Raw genomic sequence first — 16368 nt, 5'->3', positions numbered from 1 at the left:
AAGGATATATGAGCAAAGCCGATTACCAAACAGGATTAAAATGAAGAACTGGGAGTTCGCCAAGATAGAGGACAACAAGATCCACATGGACAAGTGGCTCACCGACATAATGGGGCTCGTAGAAGGAGGTTACATCTACAGCTCGCTTTTCAAACATCCCGAGAAGGGACCGAAGAGATACGAACTGATATTGTCGATGTACCCTCAGGAGAACTTCCGCGCCCTTACCCGTATCGACGTTTACATGGAGGACATACCGGGATCGACGGTCCAGTCCGCAAAATTCCTTGCCGAACAGGGCATCAACATCCTGAATTCCGTATCTCTTAACGGAATATCGGAAACGACGATAATTTGGAACATCATGTGCGAACTGAATTTCGCCGGCGAGGGGGACATCATCAAAGAAAGATTTGCGAAGCTCAAAGCTGAGAACGACCCCTCCGTTTCTCTGATAAAATACATAAGCATAAAACCTGCGAACATCGGCCGCATGTTCAGAAAGGAATCCGAGGGCCAGGTAAAAGAAGAGGTGCGCCACGGCTCGCCGACGACCTTCCACTCCGGAACCTTCGACCTCAACATCGAATACGGGGATATTTTGAACGATGTCGAAGGAACTGAAGTAATGATCATTGTGGATCCCTCGTCCTGGTTGGTATCGGTGGTGTTCTTCAAACAGGATACCAGGCTCATAAAGGTCAACATCGACATCCCGGACTGCCCCGGCAGCATCAACATCGCGCTTGAACCCCTTGCCAGGGAAAAGATAAACATCATCTCCATCTTCTCAAAAGTGGTGATATCATACCAGATGATGTCGCTGGAGGTGGTGGCCGACATGAAGAACAGCGGCCTTACCATCGCCGAGCTCAGAAAGATGCTTGACGCCTATCTTTCAAAGCAGAACGGCATCTTCGAGGTCATAGACATATCCGGTTTAGGATGATGACATGAGGATCGCGGGGTTCGTGAAGACCACCCTCCAGGATTGGGAGGGGAAGAACGCCTGCATGATATTGTTAGGGGGATGCAACTTCAGATGCCCCTTCTGCAACAGACCGGACCTCCTAGACGGAACCGGCGATATGGACCTGTCCCTGATTCTCGGATACATAAAGGATAACAAGGACTTTTTGGAGGCAGTCGTGATCTCCGGCGGGGAGCCTACTATGCACAATGACCTGTACAAACTTATCGGCGATCTTAGGAAGCTTAAGATCAAGATAAAACTGGATACGAACGGATATTATCCGGACATATTGGACGACCTTGTCGGAGCGAAGCTTGTGGACAAGGTCTGCATACACATAATGGCCCCTCTCGATCCGTCGTCATACTCCAAGGCTGCGGGGACGGACGTCGATATAGAGCGGATAAAAAGAAGCCTCAGGATAATTCACGAATCGGAGATGCCGTATGAGATACGGACGGTCGCGGTCCCGGGCATCGTAACCCACGGATCGTTCGGAAAGATGCTCGCGGACCTTGACGGTTCGAAAAGCATGATCATACAGCAGTTCGATCCGAGGGTCACCCTCGACCCGAAAATGAACGTCACGCCATATCCCAAGCCCGCGCTGGTGAAGATGGCCGAGACGGCCAAAGGACATATCGAAAAAGTAAGGATCAGGGGCGTCTGATCACTTGAGGAACTCTTCCGCCCTGGCGTACGCCGCCGGGCGGAGCGAGGTGCTGCTCTCGTTCACGAACTTGAATTTGACGTCGGCCTCAGAAAGGAACCTGTCTACCGCCCTCTGATCTTTTGACATGATGCCGGCGGAAAGCCCGCATTCCGTTTCTTCGAGCTCCTCTATTGCCGAGTCCATATCCTGTACTATCTTTATGCTGAGTATCGGCAGCCCGGAGTCCATGTACATCAGCTCGTTGTCGTCGCCGAGTCCGCTGATGACGGCGGGAGTAAAATACGAGCCGTTGCGGGTGAACTCGTCCTCGACCTTCCTGGCCCCGTACAATATGTTGCCTCTGACCTTATCTGTCTTATTCACGAACTCCTTTCCGGCGGCTTCGGATATCATCGGCCCTGCGAAGGTGTCCGCATCCGCCGGGTCCCCTGTCTTCAGTTCTTTTACTTTTTCCAGAAGCGCGTTGATCAGTCTGTTGCTGTCCTCAGAGGTCACGATCAGTTTTGACGAGGAGAAGAGTCTCTGGCCGCTGTATCTGAACGCCGACGAAAGTATGTCTTTCGCCGCCGTGTTTATATCGCCTGGCCTGTGAACGATTATGGGATTCATCCCTTTGAGCTCATTCAGGACCTTCAGTTCATCGTCTATCTGAAGGAACATCATATCCTCCAGATAGTCGGCGGATCCGGATATCAGTATGCCTTCCAGTCTGAGGTCGTTGGCCAGCTGCTCGTATGTCCTGTTCTTCTTGTCGACGATAAGATTCATCACGCCCGGCGGGAGGCCGGCGTTCTCCATCATTTCATAAGCCATATAAACGGGAACGGGGCAGTATCTCGAAGGCATGACCACTACCGTATTGCCGGCGATCATCGCCGCGACCGCATGGCCGACGGGGGACGCCAGCGGCGAGTTGTACGACGTTATTATACCCCAGACTCCGGTCTTTCCTTTCTTGATGCTCTTTGCCGTGGCACACTCTGATATGATCTCTATGAGCCTGTCAACCTCCGCGACCGATTCCTGCCTTGTCATACCTGAACTCAGAAGGACGATCGCGGCCAGCCTGTATCTTTGTGTCCTGATGGTCTCCAGCAGGCTATCAAAATAACCTATCCTATCCTGCGCCGGCATGCTGGCCCATGAGGAGTGGGCCTTCACCGCCGCATCTACGGCAAGGTCGGTTATCCCGTCCTCCGGCTCCTGGAACGCCCCGAAGCTGATACTGCTGTCGATAGGGCTTTTTACAATGAACTCCGCGCCGGACGCTACTTTCATGCCCCCTATGTATGAAGGATAGTCCCTCTTTTTTATTTGGAGGGCCGCTTGGAAAGCGGTCTCGAACTTCTCATCGTCGTACGGGGGATGATCTGAATTCGCCATATCCACCAAAACCATGCATAGCTATGTTAACCTTACGCAACGCCCTGCCTTCGGCGGGATCCGATCCCGCGATCAGAGGTTCATAATTCGTCTTTTGACCGTATCGAACTCTTCCTGCGATATGATGCCGTCATCCAGCAGTTCCTTGTACTGCCTGATCTCCTCGGCGGGAGACAGTTTTTTCTCGGTGGCCTCGCCCGGATGCACGAAGTTGGACGATACCCTGACATCCTCTTTACGGACCCTGCCGCTGATGACGTCCTTTATCTGAGTGGGGGTGAGGAACTGATGGTTCGGTATCGAATTCAATTTCTTGTTGCAGGTGAGACATACCTCTCCGTATAGGAGTTTGACCCCGTACGCTCCCAGCATGCCGCCCATGGCCTTACCGCAACCTAGACATGTTTTTCCCATTGTAACAATACATATTCATTTCTCATATTTTATGCTGATTCTGCTAAGCCTGCGATAATGAGTATTCTATATAGGTAATTAGCCGGCCGCTGCGGGAAATTCGGCAGGGGATGCACTCTCAATCGTTAAATACCCCAATTATAATAGGTCGGGACACGGGCCTGTGGTCTAGGGGTTATGACGTCGCCTTCACACGGCGAAGGTCGCCGGTTCAAATCCGGCCGGGCCCACCATATATAGATCAACATCGCTAGAGCCCTTTATTCGACTGAAGGGCGCAGTAAGGCCGCATGACTTGATTTCCAGTAACAACCGCGCCCTTGGTTATATGTCTCTCTGCGGGAATTATCTCCCTATTGATGGGGCCGGTGATAGAATGGGTTTCAGATGGTTTTTCAGCAGGAGTCCAAGTCCCTTCGCCGAGGGACAAAAATGGACGCTTCACCAATGATAGGTCAAAGGTAAAAGACGCGGGCCAGTCTGATCGGGGGGCCCTTATGACACGTCGAAAAAATGATGTGCGGGGGCCGCTTTTCTCATCTGGCCGCAATTGTTTCCGGCCATTTTTTTAAAATGTTTCTCGAACCGTAAGAACGGAGGAAGAAGAATGGTTATTCTTACGGTTCGGAGTGATATGCCTTGGTTGGAAGTATCATCCAACAATATAGCTTACATTATATATAAACAATTGTGCCGAAGGTCCATATGAGTAAAACTGGTGGGCCCGGCCGGATTTGAACCGGCGACCTCCGCCTTGTAAGGGCGACGTCATAACCCCTAGACCACGAGCCCGGTGCGCCACCATCACTGAAGAATTATTAAAAACTGTCCATTTGATTTGTTAATTTGATGCGTGAATCTGCTGACGGCCTGCAAACTTTTTGATCTCTGTGAAGCGGGCTGGAACTGAGACAGAGCGGCGGCACGAAGACGTCTTCTTTCCGCCGGTCCAAAAAAGTGAGGGCATATTATCGAACTCAGCCAATAAGGAAAAAGATATAACTGTCCCGTGAATATGTGCGGTCAAGCGATTGTAGTCTAGTGGTTAGGACTGAAGCTTCCCAAGCTTCTAGCCCGGGTTCGAATCCCGGCAATCGCACCTTCCGTCATGCTCCGCGCCGCATATACACCAATGAACGCGCCGTTTTCGAAGAGTTTATGAAAAGAATAGGATAAATCCCTCATCTTATCGGGGTTTGCAGCGCATTCTCTATTATAGGTTTTATATCATTCCTTGCATTCCTGCCAGTGATACCATGCTTGAGATAGACAGTTCCAGAGGAGAGGGTGGCGGACAGATGGTCCGGACTTCCGTAGCGCTGTCAGCGATCACAGGCACACCTACCAGGTTGACAAGGATAAGGGAGAACCGGCCCACCAACGGCCTTTCGAAACAGCACACCACCGCCATAAACGCTGTGGCCATGATGACCGGTTCGAAGGTCGAGGGGAACACCATCGGTTCAAGCGAGCTCACGTTCTATCCGGGCAACGAGGAGCACTCCTTCCTGAAGATGGATATCGGATCGGCGGGCAGCATAAGCCTGGTGCTTCAGGCCGTCCTACTGGCGGCGAGGAAGAACAAAGAAAAGCTGACCATCGACATAAACGGCGGGACGAATGTCATGTGGGCCCCCCCTTTGGACTCATATGAGCTTGTCCTTTTCCCGCTCATGAGAAGAATGGGTATCAACGCCCATCTGAACATAATCGAAAGAGGATTCTATCCCATCGGCGGGGGGCATGTGACGGTCACAATGGACCCTATCGGAAAGATAACGCCTATCGAGCTCAATGACCTGGGCAGACTGAAGTACATAAAGGTCAGATGTTTCACCCAGCACCTTTCTGAAAAGATTAACAGAGAGATGGTGAACGCCTGCGTAAGGACCCTGGGGGAAGAACACGACGTGGAGACGGAGGTCCAGAACTGCACCGGAACCTCAAGGGGGGCCGGGCTTGTCCTCGTCGCAAACTATGAGAACGGCAGACTTTCGAGTAATGTCCTCACGTCGAGAGGGCATCCGGCGGAGCGGTCCGGGATAGATGCGGCCAAAGACCTCCTCCAGGAAATGGAGAACAGTTCCACGATAGACGTACACACTGCGGACCAGCTCCTGCCCTACATGGCCATGGCGGAGGGCAAGAGCAGCTTCGTGGTCTCCAGAATAAGCAAACACCTTCTGAGCCAGATGGATACTTTGGAATCCTTCCTCAACGTCCGGTTCGGTGTGGAAAGGAAAAGCGACGGATACCATTTCTCCGTATCGTCGGAGGGATATCCGTGAGACCTTTCATTCACGTCAACTGCGCCATGTCCGCCGACGGGAAGATCGCCGGCATAGAGAGGAAACAGGTCAGGATATCCTCGGATGAGGACATGAACCGAGTTAAAGGGCTGAGAAAAAAATACGACGCTATCCTGGTCGGCGTCGGTACCGTTCTTGCCGACAATCCCCACCTCACCGTGAAAGGATCGGATTATGACACCAACCCCATACGTATCGTGATAGATCCCCACGGAAGGACGCCCGACGACGCGCTGGTGCTGGACGAGCGGGCGCCGACCGTCATCATAACATCCTCGGACTGCGAAAAAGAATGGGATTGCGAAGAAACGATACGTTATGACGGCGAGATCTGCCTTTCAAAGGTACTGGAAGAACTTGCCGAGGACATAGGGATCGAGAGCATCCTTGTAGAGGGGGGCGGGGAGACGATCGCCTCCTTTTTCAGAGAAGGACTGGTGGATAGGTACACAGTGTTCGTCGGGGGGCTGATCATCGGCGGAAGGGACGCCCCGACGCCGGCCGGCGGGAACGGCTGGGTCCTAGAAGGCGGCGTAAGGCTTGTGCTCAAGGACAGCATGGTGATGGGTAACGGAGTGGTCCTTACCTTCGAACCTGAAAGGAAATGACCTCACGCCAACGCCTTTATAATCCTAACCGAATGACAGAATAAGGAGAATCGGTTTTGAAAGTAAGAACGGAGAGCGGGATCAGGGATCTCAGAGCAGTATGGTTCGAAAGCGGAAGCGTAAAGATGATCGACCAGCGGGAACTTCCGCATAAGGTGGAGATAGTCTCTTTTAACGATCACAGAGAAGTCGCGGAGGCCATAAGGAACATGACCACGCGCGGCGCTCCCTCCATAGGGGCCGCCGCCGCTTACGGAATGTGTCTGGCATCCCTTTCCGGGATAGATCCGGACCAGGCGTCAAAAGATCTCAAGGCTGCAAGGCCCACCGCAAACGACCTCTTCTTTGCGGTGGACCATATGTACGGTCTTCTCAAGGGCGGTTCGGATCCGATCGAAGCCGCCGACGATTATGCGGATATGATAGTCAATAAATGTACAAAGATCGGAGAGCACGGTTCGCAGCTCATCAGAAACGGAATGAAGGTCATGACCCACTGTAACGCCGGAGCCCTCGCTACTGTCGATGTCGGCACGGCGCTGGCTCCGATAAGAAGAGCGTGGGCAGACGGCAAAAGGTTCTTTGTATTTGCCTCAGAAACAAGGCCCAGGCTTCAAGGCATGCAGCTTACCGCCTGGGAACTGAATCAGGAGGGGATCAACCACGCCGTGATCCCCGACGGCGCATCCGCCTACTATATGGAAAAAGGCGTGGACATGATAATAACGGGTGCGGACCGCATCACTGCCAACGGCGACTTCGCCAACAAGATAGGGACCTTCGACAAAGCGATCGCCGCTAAGCATTTCGGCATACCTTTCTACGTCGCCGCGCCCGTCTCCACCTTCGATTTCAAAATGAAGGAAGGAAAGGAAATAGAGATAGAGCAGAGGTCCGAGAAAGAGGTCACGGAGGTCTGCGGGATGAGGATAGCTCCCGAAGGGTCTCCTGCCCTTAACCCCGCATTCGACGTGACTCCGGCGGAACTCGTCACCGGCTTCATAACGGAAAGGGGGATACTAAAACCGAAAGATATCAGAAAGGTGATGGACAATGAATGAACAGTTCGCGCGCAACAAGCTGACGGAGGTCTGCAAGCTTCTTTACGACCGGAACCTCACCGTATCGGCGGGAGGCAACATGAGTCTGCGCCTCAACGATAAAGAATTCATCATAACTCCGAGCGGCAGGAACAAAGGCCTGCTCAGGCCCGAGGACATGGTGCTGATGGACGTGAGGGGAAGAGTGCTCTCCGACGGAAAACCGTCCATGGAAAAGAGGTTCCACATCGCACTTTTCAAAGCTGACCCGGATACGGCGGCGGTGATACACTGCCACCCCCTGTACTGCACCGCGCTCGCGGTCAGAGGAGAAAAGATAAGAAGCTCACTTACACCAGAAGGCGTCATCCTGCTTGGCGACGTCCCCATGATCGGCTACTTTACGCCGGGATCAAAGAAACTGGTTGACGCAGTTGCCGAGCACTCGTCATGCAAGGCGATGCTGATGGAAAGACACGGGGCGATAACCCAGGGAAGGACCCTGGAGGAAGCGTTCAACAGGATGGAAGAACTGGAGTTCCAGGCAAGGCTGCAGATACTGGCGGGGAACACGGATGAACTCCCTCCTTCCGAGATAAAGAGACTCTTGAAGATGTGATCGCATGGCAGTACTTGTGACAAAATGGTTCGGAACATTTCTCATAGATGAGAAGAGCGGGAGGATCATTGACAAAAAACTCATGCCGGGTGATCCGGACCTTATCGCGGAGAAGCTCGCATATATGCAGAGAGGCTCCATCCTCGACGAAGAAAGGGAACTTGCCGGGAAGATGCCAAAGGTATTCGTCTCCGACTCCAGGCAGTCGGAGCTTGGAAAGCCTATGTTCTATGACTCCTCGTTCCTTGATCCAATGTCGTTCGGATTCACCGAAGATATCATGCACCGTGCCATGCTGGGTCTCGGAAAGCTGAGAACATCCGAACCCGTTCCGCGGGACAGGAACCTTGTGCATGCGATAAGGGGGCTGGATGATCTCATAGAAAGCTCCAACCTTTTGAACGAAAGGCTTCACGAATGGTACGGGATGCATTTCCCGGAGCTGTCGGACATCGCTAAGGACGATCGTTATGCTTCGCTGATCGGCGAACACGGCGGCCGGGAAAGGATAATCGAAGAACTCGGCCTCGGCATCAGCTCAATAGGGGCCGACCTCGACGACGGCGACCTGAAGGAGATAATGGGCCTCGCCGATGCCCTGATGCGGCTGTACGAGGAGAGGAAAAGAATGGAGGATTATATCGCCGAGATAGCTTCGGAGGCCGCGCCGAACATGTGCGCCCTGGTGGACGCCCCGCTTTCGGCCAGACTCATATCCTTGGCCGGAGGTCTGGGGAGGCTGTCCTCACTGCCTTCTTCCACGATACAGTTGCTGGGCGCCGAGAAGGCCATGTTCAGGCACCTCAGGTCCGGTAAACGGCCTCCGAAGCACGGAGTGATATATCAGCATCCCGATGTGCACCGGTCGCCGTACTGGCAGAGGGGTAAGATAGCCAGAGCCCTTGCCGGGAAGGTGCTGATCGCCGCGAAGATCGACGCTAACAAGGGAGAGTTCAGAGGGGACGCGCTCAAAGAGGGATTCGAATTGCGCCTCAAGGACATCAGAGAACGCTACCCCGAAGCGCCGAAAAGACCGCAGAGCCAGAGTGCGCCGCGGAAAAAACGCGGCAACAAACCCAGACGTTGAGCTGTCCACAAAATATATTAAATACGGCAGGGATAGGGCTCTAATAAAATATTGCCATTATCCGATTTGTTACAGTCCGTCCTATGTTTCGAAGGGTCGGACTGCCTGCCGGCGGCATGAGGAGGGTCAAAAATGTGGGAAATGAAAGAGATCAGAGAGTTGAAGGTCGGAAGGTATGTCAACATTGACGAGTCCCCCTGCAAGATCATATCGATAAGCACGTCAAAACCAGGAAAGCACGGATCCGCAAAAGCGAACATCGAGGCAGCGGACATTTTCACGGGCGCCAAGAAATCCATCAACGCGCCGGTGAGCACAAAAGTACAGGTCCCCCAGATAGACAGAAGGAAAGGACAGGTGCTGTCCATACAGGGCAACGAAGTTCAGATAATGGACCTTGAGACGTTCGAGAACTTCTCCATGGCCATCAATGAGGATCACGAAGGCACCATTGAGGCGGGCGGAGAGGTCATGTACATCGTTGCTATGGGAAGGAACAAACTCCTGTAAGGTGACGCTCGTGCCTTATGGGATATCCTACGCGGGCGCGGAATCGGAATACGACTCCGCCGATGTCTTCATTTTGGGTATCCCTTATGACCGGACCTCAAGTTTCAGACCGGGCGCCAGGGAGGCGCCCTTCCACATAAGAAGATCCTCGTATAATTTCGAGGAGATACATTTCGAGCACGGCCTCGGCCTTCCCCCCCTCAACATATTCGATCAGGGCAACTGCGAAGATCCTTTTCTTCCAGAGGATATGATCGATGAAGTGAAATTCTTCATGGCGCCTGCCATCAACGACGGGAAGTTCACCATTGCGATGGGGGGAGAGCACTCGGTGAACATTCCCATCATGCAGTGCTTCAAGAAAAAAGACGTTGCCCTGATAACAATAGATGCCCATCTTGACTCCCGGGACGAATATCTTGGGACGAGGTACAGCCACGCCTGCGTCACGAGACGCGCCGCGGAGCACCTGGGCATCGATAACGTATTCTCGCTGGGAGTGAGGTCGATCTCCAGGGAAGAGCTGGAAAGGGACGACGTCATCCCTCATGTAACATCCTTTGAGATCAAAGAGAGCGGAATCGAAAAAGCGGTGAGAAAAGCGCTGGACAGCGTAAGGAGCGAACGCGTGTACCTTTCTCTGGACATTGACGGCATCGATCCCGCTTTCGCGCCCGGAACAGGCACTCCGGAGCCCTTCGGTCTTGATCCCATGGATGTGAAGAAGGCAATAAACATCATCGGGGACAGACTGGTAGGTTTTGATGTGACGGAAGTGTGCCCCCCGGCCGATCCGAGCGGCATAACCTCAATACTGGCGGCAAGGCTCATCAAAGAGGTCCTTGCCGTTCACTCAAAAAGTCTTAATTGAAACCCTGGCTCAGATACTCTCTGACCACGCCTTCGTACTTTTCTGCCATCGTTCTTGCGATCTCTTCGTCTTTTGACTCGGAAAGGATCTTGAACGCAGGTTCTTTCCCAGACGGTCTGGCGAGGACCCATCCGTCATCGAACATCACCTTTATGCCGTCGGTGTTGTCCATCCTCTCTCCGGCGCTTTCTTCCGCAATCCGCTCAAGGACATACTTTTTCATTTCGTCGGGGCAGTCGACCTTCCTCTTAACTTTGTAATAAACGGGGAGCTTGGATATCTGGCTCTTGAGCGGCCCTTCCCTTGCGATGCATTCCAGCATCTTTGCGATGGCCATGCAGCCATCCCTGCAGTATTGGTGCTCCGGGAAGATCAGCCCTCCGTCCTCCTCTCCGCCGAACACCGCTCCCGTTTCGATCATCCTTCCGGCGACGGCAGCGGATCCCACCGCTGTGTACTCGATCGACCCGCCAGATCCTTTTACGATATCTTCGACGAGCGATGATGAGCTTACCGGCGTAACGACCGTTCCTTTATCTTTTAAGAGGGCGTGTCTTGACATAAGTGCCAGGCTCTTATCCCCGCTTATGTATCTTCCTTCGCTGGTCGCGAATACGCACCTGCCGGCATCTCCGTCGTGAGCTATCCCTATGTTGGACCTCGTGGCTCTTGTCAGCGAAAGGAGGTCCTTAAGATTCTCTTCGGTCGGTTCGCTCGGATGTCCCGGGGACTCTCCCTGCGGATTGCAGTTGATGGTCACCGTTCTGACATTCAGCTTTTTGAGAAGGAGCGGGGACGTCTCATAAGAGGCGCCGTTCGCACAGTCGAGACAAACTTTCAGTCCCGCCTTCCTTATCATTTCCGCGTCCACCTTAGAGATCACCGCGTTAACATATTCTTCTCCCGCGCTGCTTATTCTATGCATATCCCCGATCGAATTCCAGGGCGCGCATGGTATGTCCTCAGAAAACCGGGCTTCAATCATTTCTTCCTCTTTCCGGCTTGCTTCCGTGCCGTCGGATGAGATGCACCTGATCCCGTTGAACTGCGGGGGGCTGTAGGAGGCGGTGATCATCACTCCGCCGTTCACACTGTCATGAGTTTTGACATAATATTGCAGGGCCGGAGTGGGCAGCACACCCAGGTCCAGGACATCGGCCCCTGCGGCCATTATCCCCGACGATACCGCCATCTTCATCATGTCGGCGGAGATCCTCGTATCCGTGGCAACGGCCACGACGCCTCCCATAACTGCGCCTATGGCCTTTCCCATCCGGAGCGCCAGGTCTGAGGTCATGTCTTCGTTTATGACCCCTCTCACTCCGCCTGTGCCGAAAAGCCTCCCCGACACTCACATCCTCCTTGCGACCAGCAGTATCGAGAGCGTGTCTGCACAATTCTTGCATGTGTCCGCGGCCATCTCCAGTGTGAAAATGAGCTCCCTTACCAGCATTACCGCCCGCGGGTCCATTGGAGAAAGATGGACCTGCTTTATGCAGGAGAAGTACAGTCCGTCGACTATCTTCTCCTGATCATATACCGCCTCTATGTTCCTGACCGTCTCCGTGGATGCGTTGTCCATGTTCTCGACGATCTTCACCAGATGCTTTACGGCCGGTATGAGTTCCTCGGACATCTTCCCGATCTCCAGCCATATATACTCTGGTACAAGGGCATTCGTCTCTTTCAGAAGCTGTATGTGGATCGCACCCTCTTTGCACCAGTTTGCGATCTGGTCCATTTTTCTTATGAAGTGGATCAGATCCTCTCTTTCCTGAACGCTCAGTTCCCCTCCAGAGACGTCGGCGCAGAGTTTATCCTCTATCTTGTCGGCCTCTCTTTCCAGTATCATCAGTCTCTCGATACACTTCATCGCGTTGACCTGGTCGCCCTTTCCCATTGCTGTCAGCGCCAGATTCAGCTCGGTGACCGCGTCCTGGACCACCAGGCCGTGGCTCCTCGAACCCATTCTGACGACTTCTTCCTTCCTCTTGGAAAACCATCCAAGCATTCCCTTCTTATCATTCAAGCTTGATCGCCTCCTCTAATCCTTCTTCCGGTCTTGCGAACACCTTCGTCGCCTTTTTGTTGAACACAAGGTACAGTTTATCGCCTATCGCGGGCACCTCGTCGTTCGATGAAACATTATAGTCTATGTAATCGCTTGTTTCGGCAAGCGTCCTTATTCTCCAATACGTCCCCATGAACACCACTCCGATCACCTTTGCCTTGAGACCGTCGGTCGCCGTATAAACGCTCTCCGGACGGACAGATATGACCACCGGATCTCCCGTATAGAAATCCGATCTGGCCGCTCTTACCGTCTGGCCTCCTCTGAGCCTTACGGCCGTTTTCCCGGTCCTGGTCTTGCCCGATACGGCGCACTCCAGGAGGTTCGTCTCGCCTATGAAATATGCGGCGAACAGCGATCTTGGATTCCTGTACAGATCCAGCGGAGTACCGACCTCCTGGATCCCTCCGGCCCTCATCAGTATTATCCTGTCGGACACAGACATAGCCTCTTCCTGATCGTGTGTCACATGCAGAACGGTTATCCCGAGCTTTTTCACAAGCCTTCTTATCTCATATCTCAGTTCGACGCGGACGCGGGCATCCAGTGCGGAAAGGGGTTCGTCCAGCATGAGCATCTTCGACCCAGACGCCAGCGCCCTTGCGAGCGCGGCCTTCTGCTGCTCTCCGCCCGAGAGCTCGGAGGGGAACATCTTCGCCCTGTCGAACATCTTGACAAGTTCCAGGTTATCCTTTGAGATACGATCGACCTCTTCCTGGGACATGTCCTTGACCCTCGGGCTGTACCCCACATTGTCTTTGATGTTCATGTTGGGGAACAGCGCTATGTTCTGGAACACATATCCCGTGTCCCTGTCTTCAATGGGAACATCGGTTACGTCTTCCCCGTCGACGAAGACCCTCCCCTCGGTAGGCTTCCATATCCCAGATATTACCTTTATCAGCGTTGTCTTGCCGCATCCCGACGGTCCGAGCAAGGTGAGGTATTCGCCTTTGTCTATAGATAGGCTGACGTTCCTGATGGCATAGAAATCCCCGAATTTCATTGATACGTTCTCGAGTTTTATCTTCATCAGTCCAACCTCAGCTCTTCTTCTATTCCTTCCGGAGGTATCTCGAAAACGCTGGCCTTCTCCGGCTGCCAATAGACCATCACTTCATCTCCCGCCTTATAATCGTCGTATTTTCTGTTGGGAAGCTTGGAGGACACCAGCCCGACTCCTTTGGCGTCCACCTCTATGGTGATCGTCGCCCCCTCGTACAGTATCCTTTCGACCTTTCCTGCAAAGAATCCCTGCGGCGTCTCCGGCTCCGGCTTCTCCTCCGTCGGTTTCGGGATCGGCGGGATCCTTGTGCTCCCTATTTTGATCGCCACCGCTACGTCCCCGCCTATGGGGATGTCGGTCCTGCGCGCTTTTATGACGACGCCGTTCTCCAGCTCCACCTCAGATGTCGTCTCGCTGACGGAACGGACCTTTCCCAAGAATATGTTTGACCTTCCTACGAAATTCGCCACGAATGGTGTCTTCGGGTCCTGAAAGACCTCCATCGGCGTACCTACTTGGATTATCTTTCCTTTCCTGATCACCGCTATGCGGTCAGCCATCTCAAGGGCTTCATCCTGATCGTGGGTGACGTGTATGGCAGTGAGCCCCATCTCTTTCACGAGGGACCTCAGCTCCTGCCTGAGCTCAAGTCTGAGTCTGGCGTCCAGCGCCCTTAGGGGCTCGTCGAGAAGCAGTATGTCTGAATTGGACGCAAGCGCTCTCGCAAGGGCAGTCCTCTGCTGCTGGCCTCCGCTGAGCTCGTGCGGATAAGAATCTACCTTATTCTCCATGTGCACCATTTTTATCATGCTTCTGACCAGTTGTTTGGCATCCTCCTCCTCCCACTCTTTGATCTCGGGTGAGAACATCACGTTTCCGTAGACGGTCTTCGGCGGGAACAGGGAATATACCTGTGACAGCATCGCCGCCTTCCTCTCGGTGACCGGCATATTCGTCACATCCGCTCCGCCGAAAAGGATCCTTCCGCCATCCGGCTTAGTTAGGCCGCATATCATTCTGAGGCATGTCGTTTTCCCGGACCCGGTTGGCCCCAGTATGCAAAGGTATTCTCCGTTGTTCACCTTTAGCGACAGTCCGTCGGCGGCCGGAACTCCGCCATAGTCCTTGGACAACCCGTCCAGAACGATCTCAGGCATGGTGACCACCTCTGTTGACCGCCATCCTTATGATGAACATGAACACGAAACATATAGCTATGAGGATTATCGAACAGAATGCCGCTTCGGAATAATTCTGCACATTGATCAGATCCATGATGTAGACCGGCACCGTCTTCACAGAGTTGCTTATGGCGATTGTCGCTCCCGTCTCCCCCAGACTTCTGGTGAACGCAAGCACCGCGCCCGCTATTATCGATGACTTTATGATAGGCACCAATACTTTGGAGAACGCCTGGAACGGCTTTGCCCCAAGCGTCATAGCCACCTCCTCGTACGAAGCGTCCACCTCTTCGACGGCGCCGGTGATGTTCCTCACCACAAGGGGGAAAGTGAACGCTATGTGCCCCATTATCACCATCAGCAGACCCAGCGAACCGCCCGAATAAATGCTGCCCCAGAACAGTGCCAGCGAGAAGCCGAGCGCTGTCGTGGGGATTATGAGGGGCACGTTTACCAGGCTGTCCAGGATCTTGCCGAACTTAGTATTCCTTTTCCTTGCGATGTACAGCGCGACGGGGATTCCGAACACGATATCGAAAATCACGGCGACCCCGGCGATGAAGAACGATATCCCGATCGAGTACAGTAGCATGCCGTAGTCGATGTCGGCCATAGGCTGCGTCATATAAGTGAATATGTAGAAAGTGGGAAGAAGAACGATCACCGCAAGGAAGGCGATAGAGAATGCATCTTTGAGCTTCGGCACCGTCCCTCTGCTTATCATCCTCCCGAAGTCGGGCCACACTCTTTTTATCGGTATCTTGAACCTCATGATCAATACTTTGACGACCACCAGCAGAAGAAGCGCCAGTATTATCATCAGAACGCTGATCAGTATCATCGGGCCCATTGCGGCGTCAGTGCCGAAATCCGCTTTCATGAATGCTATGAAGGTCGGTCCTGTGAAGAACGAGTCGCCGACGCCCATCATCTTCAGGGCGATGTACGTTCCTCCCGTTTCAGAAAGCGACCTGGCAAAACAAAGGATCGTGCCCGTCACCAGTCCGGCGCGGAAAAGGGGGAGGGTTATCGTCCTCACGGCGGTGAACCTTGACGCCGAGAGGGTCATTGCGGCCGTTTCGTAATTGGGCTCTATCTGCTCCAGGATGGCGGACAGAGACCTTACCATGTAAGGATATGTGAATATTATATGTAGAAGGATCAGCATGATGTACGGGGACATCACGAGCCCCAGCCCGGGTATGCTTATTCCATTGGGGGCCCCCCAGAACATCACCACGGATATGCCGAGGACCGCCGTGGGGAATGCCAGAGGCATATCCATAAGCGTGTCGAGGTATTTCTTCCCCTTGAACTGTTTCCTCACAAAGATCCAGGCCATGGGTATGCCCACGATGATATCGATCACCGTCACGATCCCGGCTATGCTGAATGAGTTCCACAGAGCGCCTTTTATCGTGGAGATCATCGACGGGTCGTCGAACACATCGCTGACCGTCCCCCATTCGGTGAACATCCTGAATACGACGTAGATGGACGGGATTATTATAATTATAAGAAAAACTAAACAGACAAAGGAGAACCACGCTTTCCTCGACCTTTCGTTATTGGAGATGTCGTTTATCCATTTGAAAAGGGACATGTGGGAAGCACCTTCTTTGA

Annotated in this window: 16 protein-coding genes and 3 tRNA genes; 11 read left to right on the top strand and 8 right to left on the bottom strand. The window is 53.3% G+C overall.

Features of this window, described 5'->3' with window-relative positions; all coding sequences use genetic code 11:
• The first annotated feature begins 40 nt into the window (after positions 1 to 40).
• Both FWG96_00955 and FWG96_00950 read left to right on the top strand, forming a co-directional pair.
• The gene (locus tag FWG96_00955) at positions 41 to 949 is read left to right on the top strand and encodes an ACT domain protein (protein ID MCL2031833.1); all 909 of its coding nucleotides are present in this window, start codon (positions 41 to 43) and stop codon (positions 947 to 949) included.
• 4 nt (positions 950 to 953) lie between these two features.
• Complete coding sequence (locus tag FWG96_00950) at positions 954 to 1643, top strand: anaerobic ribonucleoside-triphosphate reductase activating protein (protein MCL2031832.1); 690 nt, start codon at positions 954 to 956, stop codon at positions 1641 to 1643.
• Here FWG96_00950 and FWG96_00945 read toward each other — a convergent pair whose 3' ends face one another.
• Positions 1644 to 3029: an aldehyde dehydrogenase family protein gene (locus tag FWG96_00945; GenBank protein ID MCL2031831.1), complete on the bottom strand. Its 1386-nt coding sequence runs from the start codon at positions 3027 to 3029 to the stop codon at positions 1644 to 1646.
• Positions 3030 to 3101: 72 nt separating this feature from the next.
• The gene (locus FWG96_00940) at positions 3102 to 3443 is read right to left on the bottom strand and encodes an SHOCT domain-containing protein (GenBank protein MCL2031830.1); all 342 of its coding nucleotides are present in this window, start codon (positions 3441 to 3443) and stop codon (positions 3102 to 3104) included.
• A 157-nt stretch (positions 3444 to 3600) separates the two neighbouring features.
• Between FWG96_00940 and FWG96_00935 the strand changes: the two genes are divergently transcribed.
• Positions 3601 to 3676, top strand: a tRNA-Val gene (locus FWG96_00935).
• Between the two features lie 483 nt (positions 3677 to 4159).
• Here the strand turns inward: FWG96_00935 and FWG96_00930 are convergent.
• Positions 4160 to 4235: transfer RNA gene (locus FWG96_00930), tRNA-Val, on the bottom strand.
• A gap of 235 nt (positions 4236 to 4470) precedes the next feature.
• Between FWG96_00930 and FWG96_00925 the strand changes: the two genes are divergently transcribed.
• The 8 genes from FWG96_00925 (at position 4471) to speB (ending at position 10487) form a co-directional block, all read left to right on the top strand.
• Positions 4471 to 4542: transfer RNA gene (locus FWG96_00925), tRNA-Gly, on the top strand.
• A 157-nt stretch (positions 4543 to 4699) separates the two neighbouring features.
• The gene (gene rtcA, locus FWG96_00920; protein ID MCL2031829.1) at positions 4700 to 5731 is read left to right on the top strand and encodes an RNA 3'-terminal phosphate cyclase; all 1032 of its coding nucleotides are present in this window, start codon (positions 4700 to 4702) and stop codon (positions 5729 to 5731) included.
• Positions 5728 to 6360, top strand: coding sequence for a dihydrofolate reductase family protein (locus FWG96_00915; protein MCL2031828.1), 633 nt, complete (start codon positions 5728 to 5730; stop codon positions 6358 to 6360). The genes rtcA and FWG96_00915 overlap by 4 nt, the downstream gene beginning before the upstream one ends.
• Before the next feature lie 56 nt (positions 6361 to 6416).
• Positions 6417 to 7421 carry an S-methyl-5-thioribose-1-phosphate isomerase gene (mtnA, locus tag FWG96_00910; protein ID MCL2031827.1) on the top strand — a complete coding sequence of 335 codons (1005 nt, stop codon included), beginning with the start codon at positions 6417 to 6419 and terminating at the stop codon, positions 7419 to 7421.
• A complete protein-coding gene (locus FWG96_00905) occupies positions 7414 to 8019 on the top strand; it encodes a class II aldolase/adducin family protein (GenBank protein ID MCL2031826.1) in 606 nt (201 codons plus the stop codon). Before mtnA ends, FWG96_00905 begins: the two co-directional genes overlap by 8 nt.
• A 4-nt stretch (positions 8020 to 8023) precedes the next feature.
• Positions 8024 to 9106, top strand: coding sequence for a ribosomal biogenesis protein (locus FWG96_00900; protein ID MCL2031825.1), 1083 nt, complete (start codon positions 8024 to 8026; stop codon positions 9104 to 9106).
• 132 nt (positions 9107 to 9238) lie between these two features.
• The gene (locus FWG96_00895) at positions 9239 to 9616 is read left to right on the top strand and encodes a translation initiation factor IF-5A (protein ID MCL2031824.1); all 378 of its coding nucleotides are present in this window, start codon (positions 9239 to 9241) and stop codon (positions 9614 to 9616) included.
• A gap of 10 nt (positions 9617 to 9626) precedes the next feature.
• Positions 9627 to 10487, top strand: coding sequence for an agmatinase (speB, locus tag FWG96_00890; GenBank protein ID MCL2031823.1), 861 nt, complete (start codon positions 9627 to 9629; stop codon positions 10485 to 10487).
• Here speB and glmM read toward each other — a convergent pair.
• Genes glmM through FWG96_00865 form a run of 5 tightly spaced genes read right to left on the bottom strand, consistent with a single transcriptional unit; the run spans position 10480 to position 16348 of the window.
• Positions 10480 to 11838 carry a phosphoglucosamine mutase gene (gene glmM / locus FWG96_00885; protein ID MCL2031822.1) on the bottom strand — a complete coding sequence of 453 codons (1359 nt, stop codon included), beginning with the start codon at positions 11836 to 11838 and terminating at the stop codon, positions 10480 to 10482. The two genes, speB and glmM, sit on opposite strands and share 8 nt — an antisense overlap.
• Complete coding sequence (locus FWG96_00880; GenBank protein MCL2031821.1) at positions 11839 to 12516, bottom strand: DUF47 family protein; 678 nt, start codon at positions 12514 to 12516, stop codon at positions 11839 to 11841.
• On the bottom strand, positions 12509 to 13591 hold the full coding sequence (locus tag FWG96_00875) for an ABC transporter ATP-binding protein (GenBank protein ID MCL2031820.1): 1083 nt from the start codon (positions 13589 to 13591) through the stop codon (positions 12509 to 12511). Before FWG96_00875 ends, FWG96_00880 begins: the two co-directional genes overlap by 8 nt.
• Complete coding sequence (locus tag FWG96_00870; protein MCL2031819.1) at positions 13591 to 14721, bottom strand: ABC transporter ATP-binding protein; 1131 nt, start codon at positions 14719 to 14721, stop codon at positions 13591 to 13593. Before FWG96_00870 ends, FWG96_00875 begins: the two co-directional genes overlap by 1 nt.
• Positions 14714 to 16348, bottom strand: a complete 1635-nt coding sequence (locus FWG96_00865; protein ID MCL2031818.1) for an ABC transporter permease subunit — start codon at positions 16346 to 16348, stop codon at positions 14714 to 14716. The genes FWG96_00870 and FWG96_00865 overlap by 8 nt, the downstream gene beginning before the upstream one ends.
• Between the last annotated feature and the right edge of the window lie 20 nt (positions 16349 to 16368).

The sequence above is a fragment of the Candidatus Methanoplasma cognatum genome (genome assembly GCA_009777615.1).
GTDB classification, from domain to species: domain Archaea; phylum Thermoplasmatota; class Thermoplasmata; order Methanomassiliicoccales; family Methanomethylophilaceae; genus Methanoplasma; species Methanoplasma cognatum.
The sequence above is the reverse complement of the archived record's forward strand: the minus strand, read 5'-3'. Positions and strand labels throughout refer to the sequence as shown.